A 14,187-nucleotide genomic window follows, 5' to 3' on the forward strand; every position below is an offset into this window, starting at 1 on the left:
AAAACCGTAACCAAATATTTCTTTAATAAATTTTCCTTTGACATTCTACTGACACATTTGATTGATATCCTTCAATACATAAGGAGGAGATACAGATGAAAAATGTTAAATCTAGTTTAATTGGTGCAGTTATCGGTACTTCTATTACTGTCTTTGCGATTGTACCACTGTTTGATTCCAATGAGTCAATAAATAGATCTACAGTAGAAACAACTACAAAGTCTTCAAGTGACATAACAGGGTTAGAAACTGTTTCATATTCCATATCAACTGAAATTGTCCAAGCTGTTGATAAAGTGTCCGATGCTGTGGTAGGAGTATCAAATATTAAAGCAGACACTGGGTGGACCAACAGTACAAATGGTGGAACTGGATCAGGCGTTATTTATAAAAAACAAAATGGTTATGCGTATATCGTTACCAATCAGCATGTCATTGCTGACGCAGATTCAGTTGAAATTGTTTTACGGGATGGGACAAAATTATCTGCAGAGGTCCTTGGGAGTGATGAATTAACAGATCTTGCGGTGCTCCGGATAGAAGATCGTGAAGGAACTAAAGTAGCAGAGCTTGGTTCTTCTGACAATCTTCGTGCGGGTGAACCCGTTATTGCGATTGGAAATCCGCTTGGAACTGAATTTTCCGGCTCTGTAACTCAAGGGATTATTAGTGGATTAGAGCGAACCATTCCGATTGACTTAAATAATGACGGAGCACAGGATTGGGCAACAGAGGTTATTCAAACAGATGCAGCAATTAATCCTGGAAACAGTGGTGGTGCATTAGTGAATATTAATGGACAGGTGATAGGAATTAATTCAATGAAAATATCACAGCAAGAAGTTGAAGGTATTGGGTTTGCGATTCCCATTTCCTATGCAAAGCCAATTATTGAGGATCTTGAAGTTTCAGGAGCAGTAATACGCCCATTTATTGGTATTGCTTCCGTATCATTAACCGAGGTCTCTTTAAACCAACGACAACAATCTTTACAGCTTCCAAGTGAAATTACAGACGGAATCGTCGTTGTAAATGTTTCCGAGAATTCCCCTGCCTTAGAAGCTGGACTAAAAGAAATGGATGTAATCGTGGCCTTAGACGGAAATGAAATCACTAGCCTAGTAGATCTACGAAAATACCTCTATGAAACGAAAGTAATTGGAGATACAATCGAGATTTCATTTTATCGTGCTGGTGAACTACAAACGACAACTCTCACTTTATCTACTAATGAATAGCAAAGGAGATTTTTAAAAACGATGAAAAAACTACTATTAATACTTACTGTTGCCTTTAGCATATTTGTGTTAGCTGCATGTACATCATCCAAAACTTCAGAAATAATTGCTGAAACAGCAGCAGGTTCCATAACTAAAGACGAATTCTACAACGAACTGAAGTCTCGTTATGGTGACGTGATCATTCAACAAATGATATACGATAAAGTGCTAGCTGACGCATACACAGTTACTGATGAAGAAATTGATGCTGAATTGATAAAGATAAAAGATAGCTATGGTGATCAGTTTGAAATGATCCTTTTACAAAATGGCTATAAAGACGAAGATCAGTTAAAACTGGATATTCGCTCAGATCTGTTAATGAAGAAGGCGTCAACAGCTGGTGTAACCGTTACAGATGAAGAGATCAAGCAGTATTATGAAAGTCTAAAATACGAAGTGAGAGCTAGTCATATTTTAGTGGATGATGAAGAAACAGCAAACGAAATTCTTGAAAAACTAAACACGGGTGAAGACTTTGCAGCACTTGCAAAGGAATATTCAACAGATACAGCCTCAGCTGAAAATGATGGTGACTTGGATTACTTTAGGACTGGAGAAATGATGTACGATTTTGAAAAGGTTGCCTTTGCGTTAGAGATAGGTGAAATAAGTGACCCAGTTCAAACAGATAATGGCTACCATATAATTAAAACGACAGACAAACGTGAAATTGAAGACACTGAACTACAACCACTTGAAGAAATGAAAGATGAAATATATGATACATTAATGAATAATAAAGCTGACCTCAACGCTGTTCAAGATGTAATTAGTAAGGCGGATATAAAAATTGTAGATCGTGATTTGGAAGATGTAATCTCATAAGATATAGCATCCTTCCTCTGGCATTTGTTTATGTCGGGGGAGGGATTTAATTTTGTTGTTTTTTTGACTTAAGAACGCTCCTTTCCAAGTTACTGGTATGGTTATAATAGCAGCTATTTTTCATGGTTTTGGGCATCAAAAACTTCTTTCGGTTTTAAAAAATGTGAGTATTATCATTCATCTATTTTTTGTAAAAAAATACAAAAACCAGACAGCGTGGTTTTGTTCGTCTATAGCAGCTCTACGAAATACTTCCTTTATAAATTGATCACTTGCTTCATCCGCTATATCTAGATAAAAATCAACTGTATTCTGTTCATTCTTTAGAGAGAATTCCAATCCATCTATATAGTTTTCGGGACACTCTTCCGTAATTTTGTATTGTGGTTGGCTTCCAGTAAGTTTTACATAAATCTGAACAAAGGCATTAAAATGGTTCATTTCATCTTTTCGAATTTCATGTATCCTCTTTCTCTCTTGCGCTGTAGGTGCCGATCTAGCTAAATTAGCATAGCATTGTATGGCACTGTATTCTCCGTTTATGGCAGCTTCAATTTTCTTAATTTGTTTATCCGATGGTCTATGCATAGCATGGTAATAATTGTAATGATTCATTTTGTCGACCTCCCCGTTCCTATTATCTTATGATAAAAAATAGGAATATGGTGCAAGGCTAATGTAAATTTTCAGATCCTATTATCCGAACAATTATTTCAGTTGGTATTAATATCTAAGATTAGAAAATAATAAGGAAGATTATATTTCTCTAGGAGTGTACAGTGTGAATCAAATCCCTCCCTATAGGCGAAGCAGAGCTCATATTACGCAACTGTCTAATACACATTTACATTTAAGAAACCCATATGTGATTGCTTTCTTTTCTTTTTCGTATCCAGGATTTGGGCATTTATTGCAACATAGATACTTGTCAGCATTTATATTAATTTTATGGGAATTATTTATTAATAATTTAGCAAATGTTAATACTGGAATTTATCATTCCTTATTGGGGGATTTTGAAAAAGCGAAAGAGGTCCTTGAGGTGAGATGGTTGATGCTTTATGTGGGGATTTATATGTTGGGGATTTGGGATAGCTACCGGACAACGATTGACATGAATAAGCAATATCTATTGGCTGAAAGAGAAGATGCTCCAATCCTACCGATTACGCTAGGCCCATGGGGCATCAATTATTTAGATAAAAGAAAACCATTGATTGCAGCGGGTTGGTCAGCATTAGTACCAGGTCTTGGACATCTTTACATAAATAAAATAATCGTTGGTTTTTTCGTATTTGGTTATACTGTCGCTATTTTGTATTATGGGCATATACCACTCGGAATTAAAGCAACATTGTTAGGTGATTTTGAAAAAGCGAAAGACGTTCTAAACATCCAATGGCTGCTGTACCTACCATCAATCTACTTATTCATTGTTTACGATGCCTATACCTCAGCATTGGAACTAAATATACTATGTGAAAAAGAAATGTCCCAATACTTACGTCACAAATATCAAAACCCTAACTTTAAATTTCCTGTCTAGCCATTAGGAGTGAGTTGTTTATGTTGGTCATTGCCACATTTGAAAATTCCCTTTTTATTGAATTAGCTATTAGTGCCCTCGAACAAAAAGGAATTCCGAAAGAGAAAATTTTTGCTGCCCCCCTTGATAAACGAACTGAACCTAGACAGCTTTTTGACACGATTCATCGAGCTGACGGATTTAGTTTGTTTGATTTAGGTGCCATACTTGGAACTTGCCTCATGCTCTTGGGTTCGATTTATGGTTATGTCCTAAAATGGGGTCCAATTATTTGGGGAATAATTGGGGCAGTTGTTGGAATTACATTAGGTATTCTTATTAAAGTATGGTTAGTAAAAAAACAAAATCCAGGGAGTAAAAAGATCTCCTCCGAAATTGTACTAATGATTCGATGTGAGGAATACCAATGGGATACTGTTGAAAAAATTTTATGGGAAAATACTGCTTTAGGTATGACTCGTCTAAAAAATACATAGTCGAATCTAGTTTCAAAAGCAAACAAACATGGGGTTTCAGTCCCTTACCTGAAACCACTGCATTATTTAAACTTCCCATAATCTTTTATCTTTAACTCAGCATCAACGGCAACTTCCACCTTTGGATACACTTCATTCCAATCTAACTCCTGCCATTCCTCAAAGTTGAGGCTATTGCGTACATATTTCCCAATCCCAATACTGTCAACATTATGTTCCTGCATATATGTAATCATTTTTTCAGTTTCCATTTTGATGTATTTAGACATTTCATTTTCGAGTTCTTGTCTTGCCACATCATCCCCTAGTTTCTTTTCACCAATATATTCTAAAACTGAGCCATGAATTGTTATCTTTATATTCACTTTAAATTGACTTTCATCATTTGATTTCACAGCATGTATCTTTCGCTTACTTATGACCGAGCTAAACATGACCATTTCTTTATCCTTCTCCTCATCATTACCAGTCAAGTTTACTGATATCTGCCCTTCCTTGAAATTTTTGGTAAGTATTGAAAACAGCATAGCTTTAGAAGACTCAATGCTAGTTACATATTTATCAGAGTTAAATAACGCAATTCCATCGACAATTAGATGTTCCCCATTTTCCTTTAAAAGTGGTGCAACAGGATCAATGCCATCATCAAAGTAATCTCTCGTAAAATGATAAATCGTTACATCAGGTATAGCCTGTGAATTCACTTCTTTATCAATTAACCTATCAATGTATTCACCTGTTCGTGGATGTTGTTTATAATCTTTCTTTAGTATTTCATAGGCTTCACCTGAAACAACAATTATTTTTGTATTCTGACCTACTGCAGGGTCACGTACTAGAGTATCAATATGATCCCATATCCCTTTACGAGCAAGCTCATCACCAAATAAAGTATTTCTTAATTGTCCACTTACCAATATCCGGTCTGTTTCAGTGGATAATATCGTTCTGGATTCCTTACTGCTATATGCATTTGTGACAAGTATCTCCCGTGTTTCTTTAACTTCATCTGATGCGATAGGAATTGAGAGTCCAATTCTAAGCATTTGGTTATCTTCATAACTATCTTTATCCGCAACATCATAACTTACTGTATGAGTAAACCCTAATTCCTCTAATATTCGTTGATCAGCACATCCTGTTAATAAAATAATTGTTACAACTAAAATAATCCTACAATTTTTCATGAGCAGCACCCCGTATTCGCTGGATAAATAGTACAAATAGCACGAGCACAGGTAAACCAAAGGCTACACCTATCTCCACATAAGCTAACCTCTTAAGCCAATCATTTACATCTGAAAGCACCCTTGGAAAAAATGCCATAAAGTATGCTATGGTAACGATCACAAAACCTGTTAGACTCTCATCTACTTTTCGGAAAACACGCTTCATAACTTGCTGAGCAGCCCAATAATATAGTACGGTGGTTATAAGTGTCTTTAGAAAAAAAATAGCAAATAACAAATTCTCAATGCGTTCAATAAAGGGAAGCTGAATATAAGATAGCAAATCTAGGACCGGAAAAAGCATATTTGCAAGCTGTTGATAACTATAAAACCCAAAACATACTACTGCTAAGCTAACATATACGAATGTAACAATTAAGTTTCCATAAAATATCGACCTAATCAATTTTGATGATTTAGTAACAAACGGAAATAATAGGATTCCTAGTTCATAACCTACGAAAGCTGAATAGGTATCGAATAATCCAGTAATCGGGTCACCACCATTCTTTAAAAAGAATGGTGTATATCTAGCTAATTCTATGTCTGACAGATGAAATAATTGAAGCGCAACCATCCAGATCGTAAGGAAGAAAAAAATAGTTGTCGCTTTGGATATATTATAAATCCCTTTAATAAGCAACAGAAATGCTAGTATACTTAGAATGAGCTTAAAGATCATCGGGTTTGTTGTTGGAAAAGAAATCATTTGAAAAATAAGTATATATTGTTTCCCAACAGCGCAGCCTAGAAGGGCCCACACTACAGCCAAACCAAAATAAAAAGGATATAATAATACCTTTGGAATCGTCTTTTCGAGGATGACAAAAATCGATTCACCTTTACCCAATCGATAAACAAAGGATATTAGTAAGATATTAATCATGACCATAAAGGTACAGGCAAATAACACAATCCAACCGTTAGTCCCAAAATACTCTGCTAGTAGTCCAGGGAGACTAAATATCACAACACCTGATTGAATCATATAGATCAAAATGACTAAGTGGAAATGATGTAATTTTTCGTTCAATTAAAAAATCACCTACTTCTTCATTCTATTTTTTACTTTATTTGGTGATTTAGATAGTGATGGGCGATCTCGCATCATCCAAAAAGGGGCTCGTATAAACGTATCAATCCAATCAGCCTTATAGATTGGGGATACAGGTGTTAGGTAAGATGTCCCTAAATTTGTAATTCCGACTAAATGGATAATGACTAATGTAACCCCGATCATTAAACCGAAGTTTCCATATATTCCAGCTAAAATGATAAGGCCAAATCGTATTAACCGAATCGATGCACTCATGATATAACTCGGAATAACAAATGATGCGATTGCTGAAATTGCAACTGCAATAATTAGAATGTTACTTGTCAATCCTGCCTGAACCGCCGCTTGACCAATAACGATACCCCCTACGATACCAATTGTTTGTCCAATTTTCGTCGGCAGCCTTGCCCCTGCTTCTCTCAGCAGCTCTATCGTAATTTCCATAAGAAGCGCTTCATATATAGGTGGAAAAGGAACCTTACTCCGTGATTCAGCCAATGAAAGCAGAAGCGTATCTGGTATCATTTCATAATGAAATGTAGTCACGGAAACGTAAAATGCGGTAAAAAGAGTAGTGATTATAAACGCAAAGAAACGTAAAATACGGACAAATGAACCTAGCCACCAGCGTTGGTAATAGTCGTCTGGAGACCCAAAAAATTCAAAAAAACCTGTTGGTGCAACAAAGGCAGAAGGACTTCCATCAACAAAACCAACAATCCTTCCTGAAACCAATTTTGATGCAACAGAATCAGGTCTTTCTGTTGTTAAAAATTGAGGAAAAATCGAATTTGGATTTTCCTCAATTATTTGTACTAACATGTTTGAATCATAAATAGCATCAATTTCAATATTCTCAATTCTATCTTGTAGTTCCTTTACAAGATCCATATTCGCTAAATCTTTAATGTAAAGAAGTAATACGGTGGTTTTAGTAACTTCTCCAACTAATAATTTTATCACTTTTAGATGAGAGCTTTTTACTCGTTTGCGGAGCAGTGAAAGATTCGGATCAAGTGATTCTGTAAAAGCATCATGCGGTCCTGTAATGACGGTTTCTGTTTCGGATTGAGTTATGTTCCTAGTGGCGGGTTTATAGACATCAATTAAATATGCTTTTTCTTGAAAAAAAATAGCCACCCTGCCATTTAAAATACCAAGAATTAATTCCTTTGTATTTTCTGTTAGTTTATATTGTGATTCCTTTAGTAATTGTGGTAGCTCTTCTATTTTCACATGATTAATAGGCTCTAGCACCGTTTTCAGAAACCTTTGTTCATCTAATAAATGCCTAAAAAATAATAAATCAACCTGAAGATGTGGTAGTGTATGATGATCTAAATCACCACAGTCTTTGAATTCGCTAATTGTATGTTGTAATGATGGCTTTTGTACACTCTCCTGGAGCTTGTCCTCTTTTGGGGTAACACCATCATTTTTGATTTGTTTTGTAAACAATGACTTATAAAACTGTGAAAACAAATTCATCTGTTAGCCACCCTAGAACATATTTGTTATCTTAACCATTTTTGACAAAATATATCACGGTTGGTTGATTAATTCCTTGTTTATTAGATCTTGGTAAACAATGAACAAAAGCGCAGGGCGCCCGCTTATCGGCGACAAGCATAAGACAAGCCGGCTGGAAGGTTGTTCTTTACCTTCCGGACGGATTGGCTTATGACCTCGAGTCGATGGCGCCCGGAGCTAGACCTAGATAGACAAAGACACGAAGTTATACACAACCTTACAATTTTATAAATTCCTTAACAAACAAGAAAAGCGCAAGGCCCCGTATTGAGGATCGTCGATTAAAACGTCTTTTGGTTACCGTTTTTTGTTTTTTTTTGCGATTTCGGGCATCAGATTGCCCTTTTGGTTACCGTTTTCTATTTTTTTTGCGATTTCGGGCATCAGATTGCTCTTTTGGTTACCGTTTTTTATTTTTTTTGAGATTTCGGGCATCAGATTGCCTTTTTGTTTACCGTTTTATACTTTTTTTGCGATTTCGGGCATCAGATTGCTCTTTTGGTTACCGTTTTCTACTTTTTTCGAGATTTCGGGCATCAGATTGCCCTTTTGGTTACCGTTTTTTATTTTTTTTGTGATTTCGGGCATCAGATTGCCCTTTTGATTACCGTTTTTTGTTTTTTTTGCGATTTCGGGCATCAGATTGCTCTTTTAGTTACCGTTTTCTACTTTTTTCGAGATTTCGGGCATCAGATTGCCCTTTTGGTTACCGTTTTCTATTTTTTTTGCGATTTCGGGCATCAGATTGCCCTTTTGATTACCGTTTTTTATTTTTTTTCCGATTTCGGGCATCAGATTGCCCTTTTGGTTACCGTTTTTTATTTTTTTTGCGATTTCGGGCATCAGATTGCTCTTTTGGTTACCGTTTTCTACTTTTTTCGAGATTTCGGGCATCAGACTGCCCTTTTGATTACCGTTTTTAATTTTTTTTGCGATTTCGGGCATCAGATTGCCCTTTTGATTACCGTTTTTTATTTTTTTTCCGATTTCGGGCATCAGATTGCCCTTTTGATTACCGTTTTTTATTTTTTTTCCGATTTCGGGCATCAGATTGCCCTTTTGGTTACCGTTTTTTATTTTTTTTCCGATTTCGGGCATCAGATTGCCCTTTTGGTTACCGAATTCTACTTTTTTGCGGAGTTATATTTTTTTTGATACCCGACTCTATTTAGAAATCACTGATACCAAGGTATATTCTTCCACGATTTTTGATCTATTATGCTGTTTTAAAGTCTAAAAGGATCAACATATAAAGTCTGATAGTATAAGAAAAGCACAAGGCGTGCCCGGAGCTAGACACTAAAACTTTTATTCCCCATATCCTTTAAAATAAAATACAGTTTTTTTACTAAACCAACATTAATTTACACAAATCTTCCTATTTTCATAATCAAATATTACTAGAATTATAAGTATAGCAATATTTGCCTCAGCTTCCTTTTCCAATTAACCATGATACAATAGAAGAAAAAACTTGACTCGGGGAGGGGAAAATAATGCCAGATTGGTCATATCATGTTATATTCAAGCCTGTCTTATCTAGGTTACCAACCTATTATTCGCGGGAATTAATCCACCAGGGAATGAACCGCATTTCTTCCATTCCGGGCGGTCATCGAATCATTAATTTTCTAGGCAGAGAAGAATCATCACCTCTTTTAAAAAGAGAAATTGATACCATACATTTTTCTAATTCAATCGGTCTAGCTGGTAAAGTAGACCCATTACTTACTGGAACTCAGGCTTTCTCTAATCTAGGTTTTGGATTTATCGAAATTGGACCTGTAACAATGACAGCCACTTCTTTGTGTCCACCTAAGGTAAATAAAAAGGAAAGAATTATTATGTTTCCACTAAACCCTGAATCAATTGGTTTAACACAAACTATTGAAAAGCTGAGAAAATTAAAATCAAAACAACCCATTTTTATTAGATTGGCTGGAAATATTGATGACCAAGTTGAGATGATGCGGGAACTAGATGAGTATGCTGACGGTTTTATAGTTGAGAGCCAATCTCCTAGCGAAACGATAGTACCTTTTAGCACTTTTACCAATGTACCGATTTATCTAGCCATTCAAAGTGATAGCATACACTTAAACCCACTCAACCTTATAAATAAAATGTTTTCAGGAATTGTTTTAGATGAAAGCCGAAATAAAGATGATTCTTTTAACCTAAAAAATCACCTGAGTGCTATTAGATATCTTCGGGAAAACGATTTTAGCAAAACAATTATCACCGTTGGTGGTGTTTCCGAGCCCGACGATGCATTAACGCTACTAGCTACTAAAGTAGATCTAGTTATGTTATCTGGTGGTTACGTCTTCACTGGACCTGGCCTTACCAAACGAATAAAGGAAGCTCAACTGTCTCAAATAGAAGTTAATCAACCTCCTCAAGAAGGGTGGGGGTGGTATTTTCTCTTTGCTCTCTCTATTTTCATCGGAGGATTGATTGCCTTACTCATTAGCATGTCCGCTGTTATTCTGCCATATGACGAATATTTTCTTAACATGACTAGAGAAGCGATCAATAACTTCAACTATCGAATTATTTTCTTTATGGCACACGATCGAATGACACTTGCGGGAACAATGATTTCAGGTGGTATTGTGTATATGGCACTTGCATGGTTTGGAGTTCGTAATGGACTACTTTGGGCAAAACAAGCTACAGATGCGGCTGCAATTATTGGGTTTCTTGGAATCCTTCTATTTATTGGTTATGGCTATTTAGATTGGCTTCATCTTTTATTTTGGGTGATATTAACTCCTTTTTATATACTAGGGTTTTTAAAAACTAAGAACTTAAAGGGGACACCGTCATCTACCAACAGAAGAAATCACTCTGTTTGGAAACATAGTTTACTAGGGCAATTTGCTTTTGTGTTACTAGGATTTTCCTTTGTGATCGGAGGAATCATCATATCTTACATCGGGATAACAAATGTTTTTATCCCGACAGATATTAGCTATATTAACATGCCACCTGAAATGCTTACTATCTTTAATGAGAGGCTTCTCCCTGTTATCGCCCATGACCGAGCTGGCTTTGGAAGTGCACTATTAAGTGTTGGCTTACTTATTTTGATGGTTTCACTATGGGGCTTTCAACAGGGAAATGCGTGGATTTGGTGGACGTTACTAATTGGAGGAATACCTGCCTTCACATCAGGTATAGCTATACACTTTAAGATTGGCTATACAACTTTTATTCATTTATTACCTGCTTACTTTGCATTAACATTATTTATCATTGGGTTAGTAACAACATATCGTTTTTTTCATATGAAAAAAGAAAGATAAAGTAGCTATAGAAGAATCTTCATTTTGTTCCACCGCTGTCATATCGGTGGCTAAAACAAACGCCAAATAACCAATTGATAAACTTAAAATAATGATAGCTATTGATAAAAGATTCTTAGTCATTCAACTTCTCCCTCCATTTAGAATAAAGTATTATTTCCTAACAATACCATAAACGGAAACGATGTTGATACTATTTTAGTTATTATGGTATTTTTAAGTAGGGAAGATTTCCTTAGGTTGGTATGTGAAAGGATTGAAGAAAATGAAAGAACTACACCCTGTTATCAAAAAACTAAATTTTAAAAACCAAGGGCAACCTGTTTTAGTCATAAATGCACCTAAAACTTATTATGAAATAATATCTGCTTTTGAAGGTGACGTCCATACAGAAGCTAAGACTAAGAGCTATGATTTCCTACAAGTATTTGGAACAACAAACGAACAGCTCCAAACTTTAGCTCGTAGTTCAGTGCAGTATGTAAAAGAAGACGGCCTTTTTTGGCTTTGCTATCCTAAGAAATCATCAAAAACATACAAAGGTTCTGATTGCAGCCGCGAGACCGTCACTGGAATGCTTTCAGCGGAAGGCTATGAGCCTGTAAGACAAGTAGCTATTGATGAGGACTGGTCTGCTTTACGCTTTAGAATGCCAGATAAAATAAAAAAAATGACAAGAAATTTTGCAGTTACGGAGAAAGGTATAGCTCGTACGGAAAGTAAAATAATTTAGTCCAGTTCAAGTAAAAGTCCTTCCAATTTCCGAGTCCCATCTAGCTTACGCAGCAAAAGTGGAGGCTGATTTGATATCGGCAGGTTTACATATTGAAATCGATAATCGAGTTGAAAAATTCGGTTTAAAGATTAGAGAAGCTGAACTTAAAAAGGTCCCTTACATAGTGGTAATTGGAGATAATGAGATTGCAAGTGGGAGGTTTTCAGTTCGTAAACGTAAGGATGGTAACTTAGGCCAAATGGATATTATGGGGCTCAATCATTTAAAGAATCGGAAATAAGAAAATCAATGAGCCTGGACATCCAAGCTCATTGTACTTTAGATAGTTAAATCCTATCTAAAGATAATTCAGATCCTTTGTAAGGATACTATTTAGATGATAAGGTGCGTTTCATTTGAAAAAGGGCTACCCAACTCTGAGTAGTCCCCTTTATTGCCAACCTTTTATATATTTTGTGCATATCTTTCATCAGGGATTTTATTTAACATCACATATAAACTCGTATTTTCCTGACCGTCATTAACAAACGCTAACTCTTCCTCACCAGCAAATAATAGGAGATCTTTTTTCTTCGCTTTTACGGCCTCCCCATCAACTGTAAATGTACCTTCACCTTCAACAACTAAAATATAGACATTAGTTCCTGGATGCTTATGTACCGGCAATGCTTGTTTTGGTGCGAAGTTAAGAACGAATACCGTACTTTCACCTTCTTTAAAAATAATTCGTTTTGTAAATCTTTCTTCACTATATTCTATAAACTTTTGCAAGTTGGTTTGTTTCATAATTGATTGCACTTCCTCCTGAGTTATTTACTAGCTTATATATTTATGATACTCTTTCTCAAATAGGAAGTTAGTGATTTAAATCACAGAAAGAAAAACTCCAAAAACCTGTTATATTTAAAGTGAACCTTCAATCAGTTGGGATTTTTTCATCCCCCACTGATTGTTAGGTGAACGTATCGGACCTTTAAGGTCAGTTTATCCCCCACCCAAACTTCCTCGCATTCTCCAAGCTTTGAGGTTGAGGTTTTACTGCCTCTTAAGCGTTGGATAAAAATATAAAAACAGCCTAAATATCGGAGGAGTTTCTATGATATACCGCCAAGTAACCCCATATCTTTCATTTATTGACAACGCTAGAGAAGCACTTGAATATTATAAAGAAGTTTTTGAAGGTGAGATAATTAACCTTCAAACATTTGGTGAGGCAGACTACCCAACTCCCCCTGAAATAAGCGAGCGCATTATGCACGCCCAATTCAAAAAAGGTGATTTAACATTAATGGTTTCAGATTCTATTTTAGACCATACCACCGAAATCGGTAACAACATTTCCTTAGTTCTTGAATTTGATAGTGAAGAAGAAATACAAAAAACATATGACCTCTTGCGTTCTGCTGGTACTGTATTCATGGAATTGCAAGATACATTCTGGGGTGCAAAGTTTGCAAAGGTAAAGGATCAATTTGGGATCATTTGGGATCTTAATTTCACAAAAAGTAATGGATAATATGGGATAAAATCCTTTCGCGTAAATACACCTTTGCTCTACCTGGAAAACAACACCTGATTCTGATTAATCAGGTGTTGTTTTTCGTTATATAGGTCTTTTGATTTGCGCTGGCTGATCATTCATTTTCACTGGTAGTGTTTGGATTGATTCAATGACACCATCGAGCTTCGTCTCAATGCGATGCAACAAGTAGAATGTCACAAGAATTGGAAAACCTACATCTTGAATGAAAGGTAACCATTGCTCCATTTTGTTCCCTCCTTTCTTGGTTATGATGACGATTTCTTCGACAAGTACCACGTACTTATCAAATTAGTCTGAGTTCGGATTTCTTTCGACAAGTACCAGGTACTTGTCGAATTGGACCGTGTTCGGCTTTCCCGACAAGTACCTGGTACTTGTCGAAATTCACCTTTACAAAAAAGGACCAACCCTCACTAGATAGTTGGCCCTTAAGGTTACGCTAATTCGATGTCTGTTACTGCTCGTTCGACAACACGCGCTCCACGTTTTTCAATAAATCCACCGCCAGAGCTTGTGAACACATCATTTGCAATGATCTTGTCCATTGCTGCTGAAATAGTGGCTGGATCAATCGGCTCAATCGGGTTCTCAATTGTTACCTTCGCTGGTTTCCCTACTAGATTCGTAAAATGTAATTCTAGTATTTTTGCCATT

The 14,187-nt window shown here is 36.1% G+C and carries 17 protein-coding genes and 1 pseudogene; 8 read left to right on the forward strand and 10 right to left on the reverse strand.

The annotated features are described in order from the left end of the window. The first annotated feature begins 95 nt into the window (after window positions 1-95). Both PY093_RS15885 and PY093_RS15890 read left to right on the forward strand, forming a co-directional pair. Window positions 96-1,238: a S1C family serine protease gene (locus PY093_RS15885; RefSeq protein WP_275646830.1), complete on the forward strand. Its 1,143-nt coding sequence runs from the start codon at window positions 96-98 to the stop codon at window positions 1,236-1,238. Between the two features lie 21 nt (window positions 1,239-1,259). Then, entirely contained in the window at window positions 1,260-2,108 is an 849-nt protein-coding gene (locus PY093_RS15890) for a peptidylprolyl isomerase (RefSeq protein WP_275646831.1), read from the forward strand. A gap of 177 nt (window positions 2,109-2,285) precedes the next feature. Here PY093_RS15890 and PY093_RS15895 read toward each other — a convergent pair whose 3' ends face one another. Continuing rightward, window positions 2,286-2,723: a ferritin-like domain-containing protein gene (locus PY093_RS15895; protein WP_275646832.1), complete on the reverse strand. Its 438-nt coding sequence runs from the start codon at window positions 2,721-2,723 to the stop codon at window positions 2,286-2,288. 166 nt (window positions 2,724-2,889) lie between these two features. Between PY093_RS15895 and PY093_RS15900 the strand changes: the two genes are divergently transcribed. Together PY093_RS15900 and PY093_RS15905 are read left to right on the forward strand one after the other, a co-directional pair. After that, a complete protein-coding gene (locus tag PY093_RS15900; protein WP_275646833.1) occupies window positions 2,890-3,654 on the forward strand; it encodes a hypothetical protein in 765 nt (254 codons plus the stop codon). Window positions 3,655-3,674: 20 nt separating this feature from the next. Then, window positions 3,675-4,130: a hypothetical protein gene (locus tag PY093_RS15905; protein WP_275646834.1), complete on the forward strand. Its 456-nt coding sequence runs from the start codon at window positions 3,675-3,677 to the stop codon at window positions 4,128-4,130. Window positions 4,131-4,192: 62 nt separating this feature from the next. On the opposite strand, the gene PY093_RS15910 is transcribed toward PY093_RS15905, so the two are convergent. From PY093_RS15910 to PY093_RS15935, 6 genes are all read right to left on the reverse strand, one after another. Next, window positions 4,193-5,317 (reverse strand): Ger(x)C family spore germination protein, encoded by a 1,125-nt coding sequence (locus PY093_RS15910; protein WP_275646835.1) that lies wholly within the window; start codon window positions 5,315-5,317, stop codon window positions 4,193-4,195. Further along, window positions 5,304-6,392: a GerAB/ArcD/ProY family transporter gene (locus PY093_RS15915; RefSeq protein ID WP_275646836.1), complete on the reverse strand. Its 1,089-nt coding sequence runs from the start codon at window positions 6,390-6,392 to the stop codon at window positions 5,304-5,306. The genes PY093_RS15910 and PY093_RS15915 overlap by 14 nt, the downstream gene beginning before the upstream one ends. Window positions 6,393-6,404: 12 nt before the next feature. After that, complete coding sequence (locus PY093_RS15920) at window positions 6,405-7,904, reverse strand: spore germination protein (RefSeq protein WP_275646837.1); 1,500 nt, start codon at window positions 7,902-7,904, stop codon at window positions 6,405-6,407. A gap of 339 nt (window positions 7,905-8,243) precedes the next feature. Continuing rightward, entirely contained in the window at window positions 8,244-8,381 is a 138-nt protein-coding gene (locus PY093_RS15925) for a hypothetical protein (protein WP_275646838.1), read from the reverse strand. 24 nt (window positions 8,382-8,405) lie between these two features. Beyond that, window positions 8,406-8,585: a hypothetical protein gene (locus PY093_RS15930; RefSeq protein WP_275646839.1), complete on the reverse strand. Its 180-nt coding sequence runs from the start codon at window positions 8,583-8,585 to the stop codon at window positions 8,406-8,408. A 12-nt stretch (window positions 8,586-8,597) separates the two neighbouring features. Beyond that, window positions 8,598-9,044 carry a hypothetical protein gene (locus PY093_RS15935; protein WP_275646840.1) on the reverse strand — a complete coding sequence of 149 codons (447 nt, stop codon included), beginning with the start codon at window positions 9,042-9,044 and terminating at the stop codon, window positions 8,598-8,600. Between the two features lie 398 nt (window positions 9,045-9,442). On the opposite strand from PY093_RS15935, the gene PY093_RS15940 reads away from it, so the two are divergent. From PY093_RS15940 to PY093_RS15950, 3 genes and pseudogenes are all read left to right on the forward strand, one after another. Further along, window positions 9,443-11,254: a dihydroorotate dehydrogenase gene (locus PY093_RS15940; protein WP_275646841.1), complete on the forward strand. Its 1,812-nt coding sequence runs from the start codon at window positions 9,443-9,445 to the stop codon at window positions 11,252-11,254. Between the two features lie 265 nt (window positions 11,255-11,519). After that, window positions 11,520-11,987, forward strand: coding sequence for a DUF3052 domain-containing protein (locus tag PY093_RS15945; protein ID WP_275646842.1), 468 nt, complete (start codon window positions 11,520-11,522; stop codon window positions 11,985-11,987). 19 nt (window positions 11,988-12,006) lie between these two features. Next, window positions 12,007-12,270 (forward strand): annotated as a pseudogene (locus PY093_RS15950) (His/Gly/Thr/Pro-type tRNA ligase C-terminal domain-containing protein); the annotation flags it as partial. Between the two features lie 164 nt (window positions 12,271-12,434). Here PY093_RS15950 and PY093_RS15955 read toward each other — a convergent pair. Beyond that, window positions 12,435-12,776 (reverse strand): cupin domain-containing protein, encoded by a 342-nt coding sequence (locus PY093_RS15955; RefSeq protein ID WP_275646843.1) that lies wholly within the window; start codon window positions 12,774-12,776, stop codon window positions 12,435-12,437. Between the two features lie 313 nt (window positions 12,777-13,089). Here PY093_RS15955 and PY093_RS15960 point away from each other — a divergent pair, with 313 nt between their 5' ends. Beyond that, on the forward strand, window positions 13,090-13,506 hold the full coding sequence (locus PY093_RS15960; RefSeq protein WP_481769310.1) for a VOC family protein: 417 nt from the start codon (window positions 13,090-13,092) through the stop codon (window positions 13,504-13,506). A gap of 87 nt (window positions 13,507-13,593) precedes the next feature. Here PY093_RS15960 and PY093_RS15965 read toward each other — a convergent pair whose 3' ends face one another. Beyond that, on the reverse strand, window positions 13,594-13,758 hold the full coding sequence (locus tag PY093_RS15965) for a YvrJ family protein (RefSeq protein WP_275646845.1): 165 nt from the start codon (window positions 13,756-13,758) through the stop codon (window positions 13,594-13,596). Window positions 13,759-13,967: 209 nt separating this feature from the next. Beyond that, the gene (locus PY093_RS15970) at window positions 13,968-14,186 is read right to left on the reverse strand and encodes a DUF2922 domain-containing protein (RefSeq protein ID WP_275646846.1); all 219 of its coding nucleotides are present in this window, start codon (window positions 14,184-14,186) and stop codon (window positions 13,968-13,970) included. Window position 14,187 lies beyond the last annotated feature (1 nt).

Origin of the sequence: Cytobacillus sp. S13-E01 (assembly GCF_029193815.1) — a bacterium.
In the GTDB taxonomy this organism is placed as follows: Bacteria; Bacillota; Bacilli; order Bacillales; family Bacillaceae_L; genus Bacillus_BV.

What these genes read in the sequence shown, in the direction of transcription:
- PY093_RS15925 (WP_275646838.1), bottom strand. Translation starts at nt 8,381, where the DNA reads ATGCCCGAAATCTCAAAAAAAATAAAAAACGGTAACCAAAAGAGCAAT.
- PY093_RS15885 (WP_275646830.1), top strand. Translation starts at nt 96, where the DNA reads ATGAAAAATGTTAAATCTAGTTTAATTGGTGCAGTTATCGGTACTTCT.
- PY093_RS15945 (WP_275646842.1), top strand. Translation starts at nt 11,520, where the DNA reads ATGAAAGAACTACACCCTGTTATCAAAAAACTAAATTTTAAAAACCAA.
- PY093_RS15890 (WP_275646831.1), top strand. Translation starts at nt 1,260, where the DNA reads ATGAAAAAACTACTATTAATACTTACTGTTGCCTTTAGCATATTTGTG.
- PY093_RS15970 (WP_275646846.1), bottom strand. Translation starts at nt 14,186, where the DNA reads ATGGCAAAAATACTAGAATTACATTTTACGAATCTAGTAGGGAAACCA.
- PY093_RS15940 (WP_275646841.1), top strand. Translation starts at nt 9,443, where the DNA reads ATGCCAGATTGGTCATATCATGTTATATTCAAGCCTGTCTTATCTAGG.
- PY093_RS15955 (WP_275646843.1), bottom strand. Translation starts at nt 12,776, where the DNA reads ATGAAACAAACCAACTTGCAAAAGTTTATAGAATATAGTGAAGAAAGA.
- PY093_RS15935 (WP_275646840.1), bottom strand. Translation starts at nt 9,044, where the DNA reads ATGCCCGAAATCGGAAAAAAAATAAAAAACGGTAACCAAAAGGGCAAT.
- PY093_RS15905 (WP_275646834.1), top strand. Translation starts at nt 3,675, where the DNA reads ATGTTGGTCATTGCCACATTTGAAAATTCCCTTTTTATTGAATTAGCT.
- PY093_RS15965 (WP_275646845.1), bottom strand. Translation starts at nt 13,758, where the DNA reads ATGGAGCAATGGTTACCTTTCATTCAAGATGTAGGTTTTCCAATTCTT.
- PY093_RS15895 (WP_275646832.1), bottom strand. Translation starts at nt 2,723, where the DNA reads ATGAATCATTACAATTATTACCATGCTATGCATAGACCATCGGATAAA.
- PY093_RS15910 (WP_275646835.1), bottom strand. Translation starts at nt 5,317, where the DNA reads ATGAAAAATTGTAGGATTATTTTAGTTGTAACAATTATTTTATTAACA.
- PY093_RS15920 (WP_275646837.1), bottom strand. Translation starts at nt 7,904, where the DNA reads ATGAATTTGTTTTCACAGTTTTATAAGTCATTGTTTACAAAACAAATC.
- PY093_RS15930 (WP_275646839.1), bottom strand. Translation starts at nt 8,585, where the DNA reads ATGCCCGAAATCGCAAAAAAAACAAAAAACGGTAATCAAAAGGGCAAT.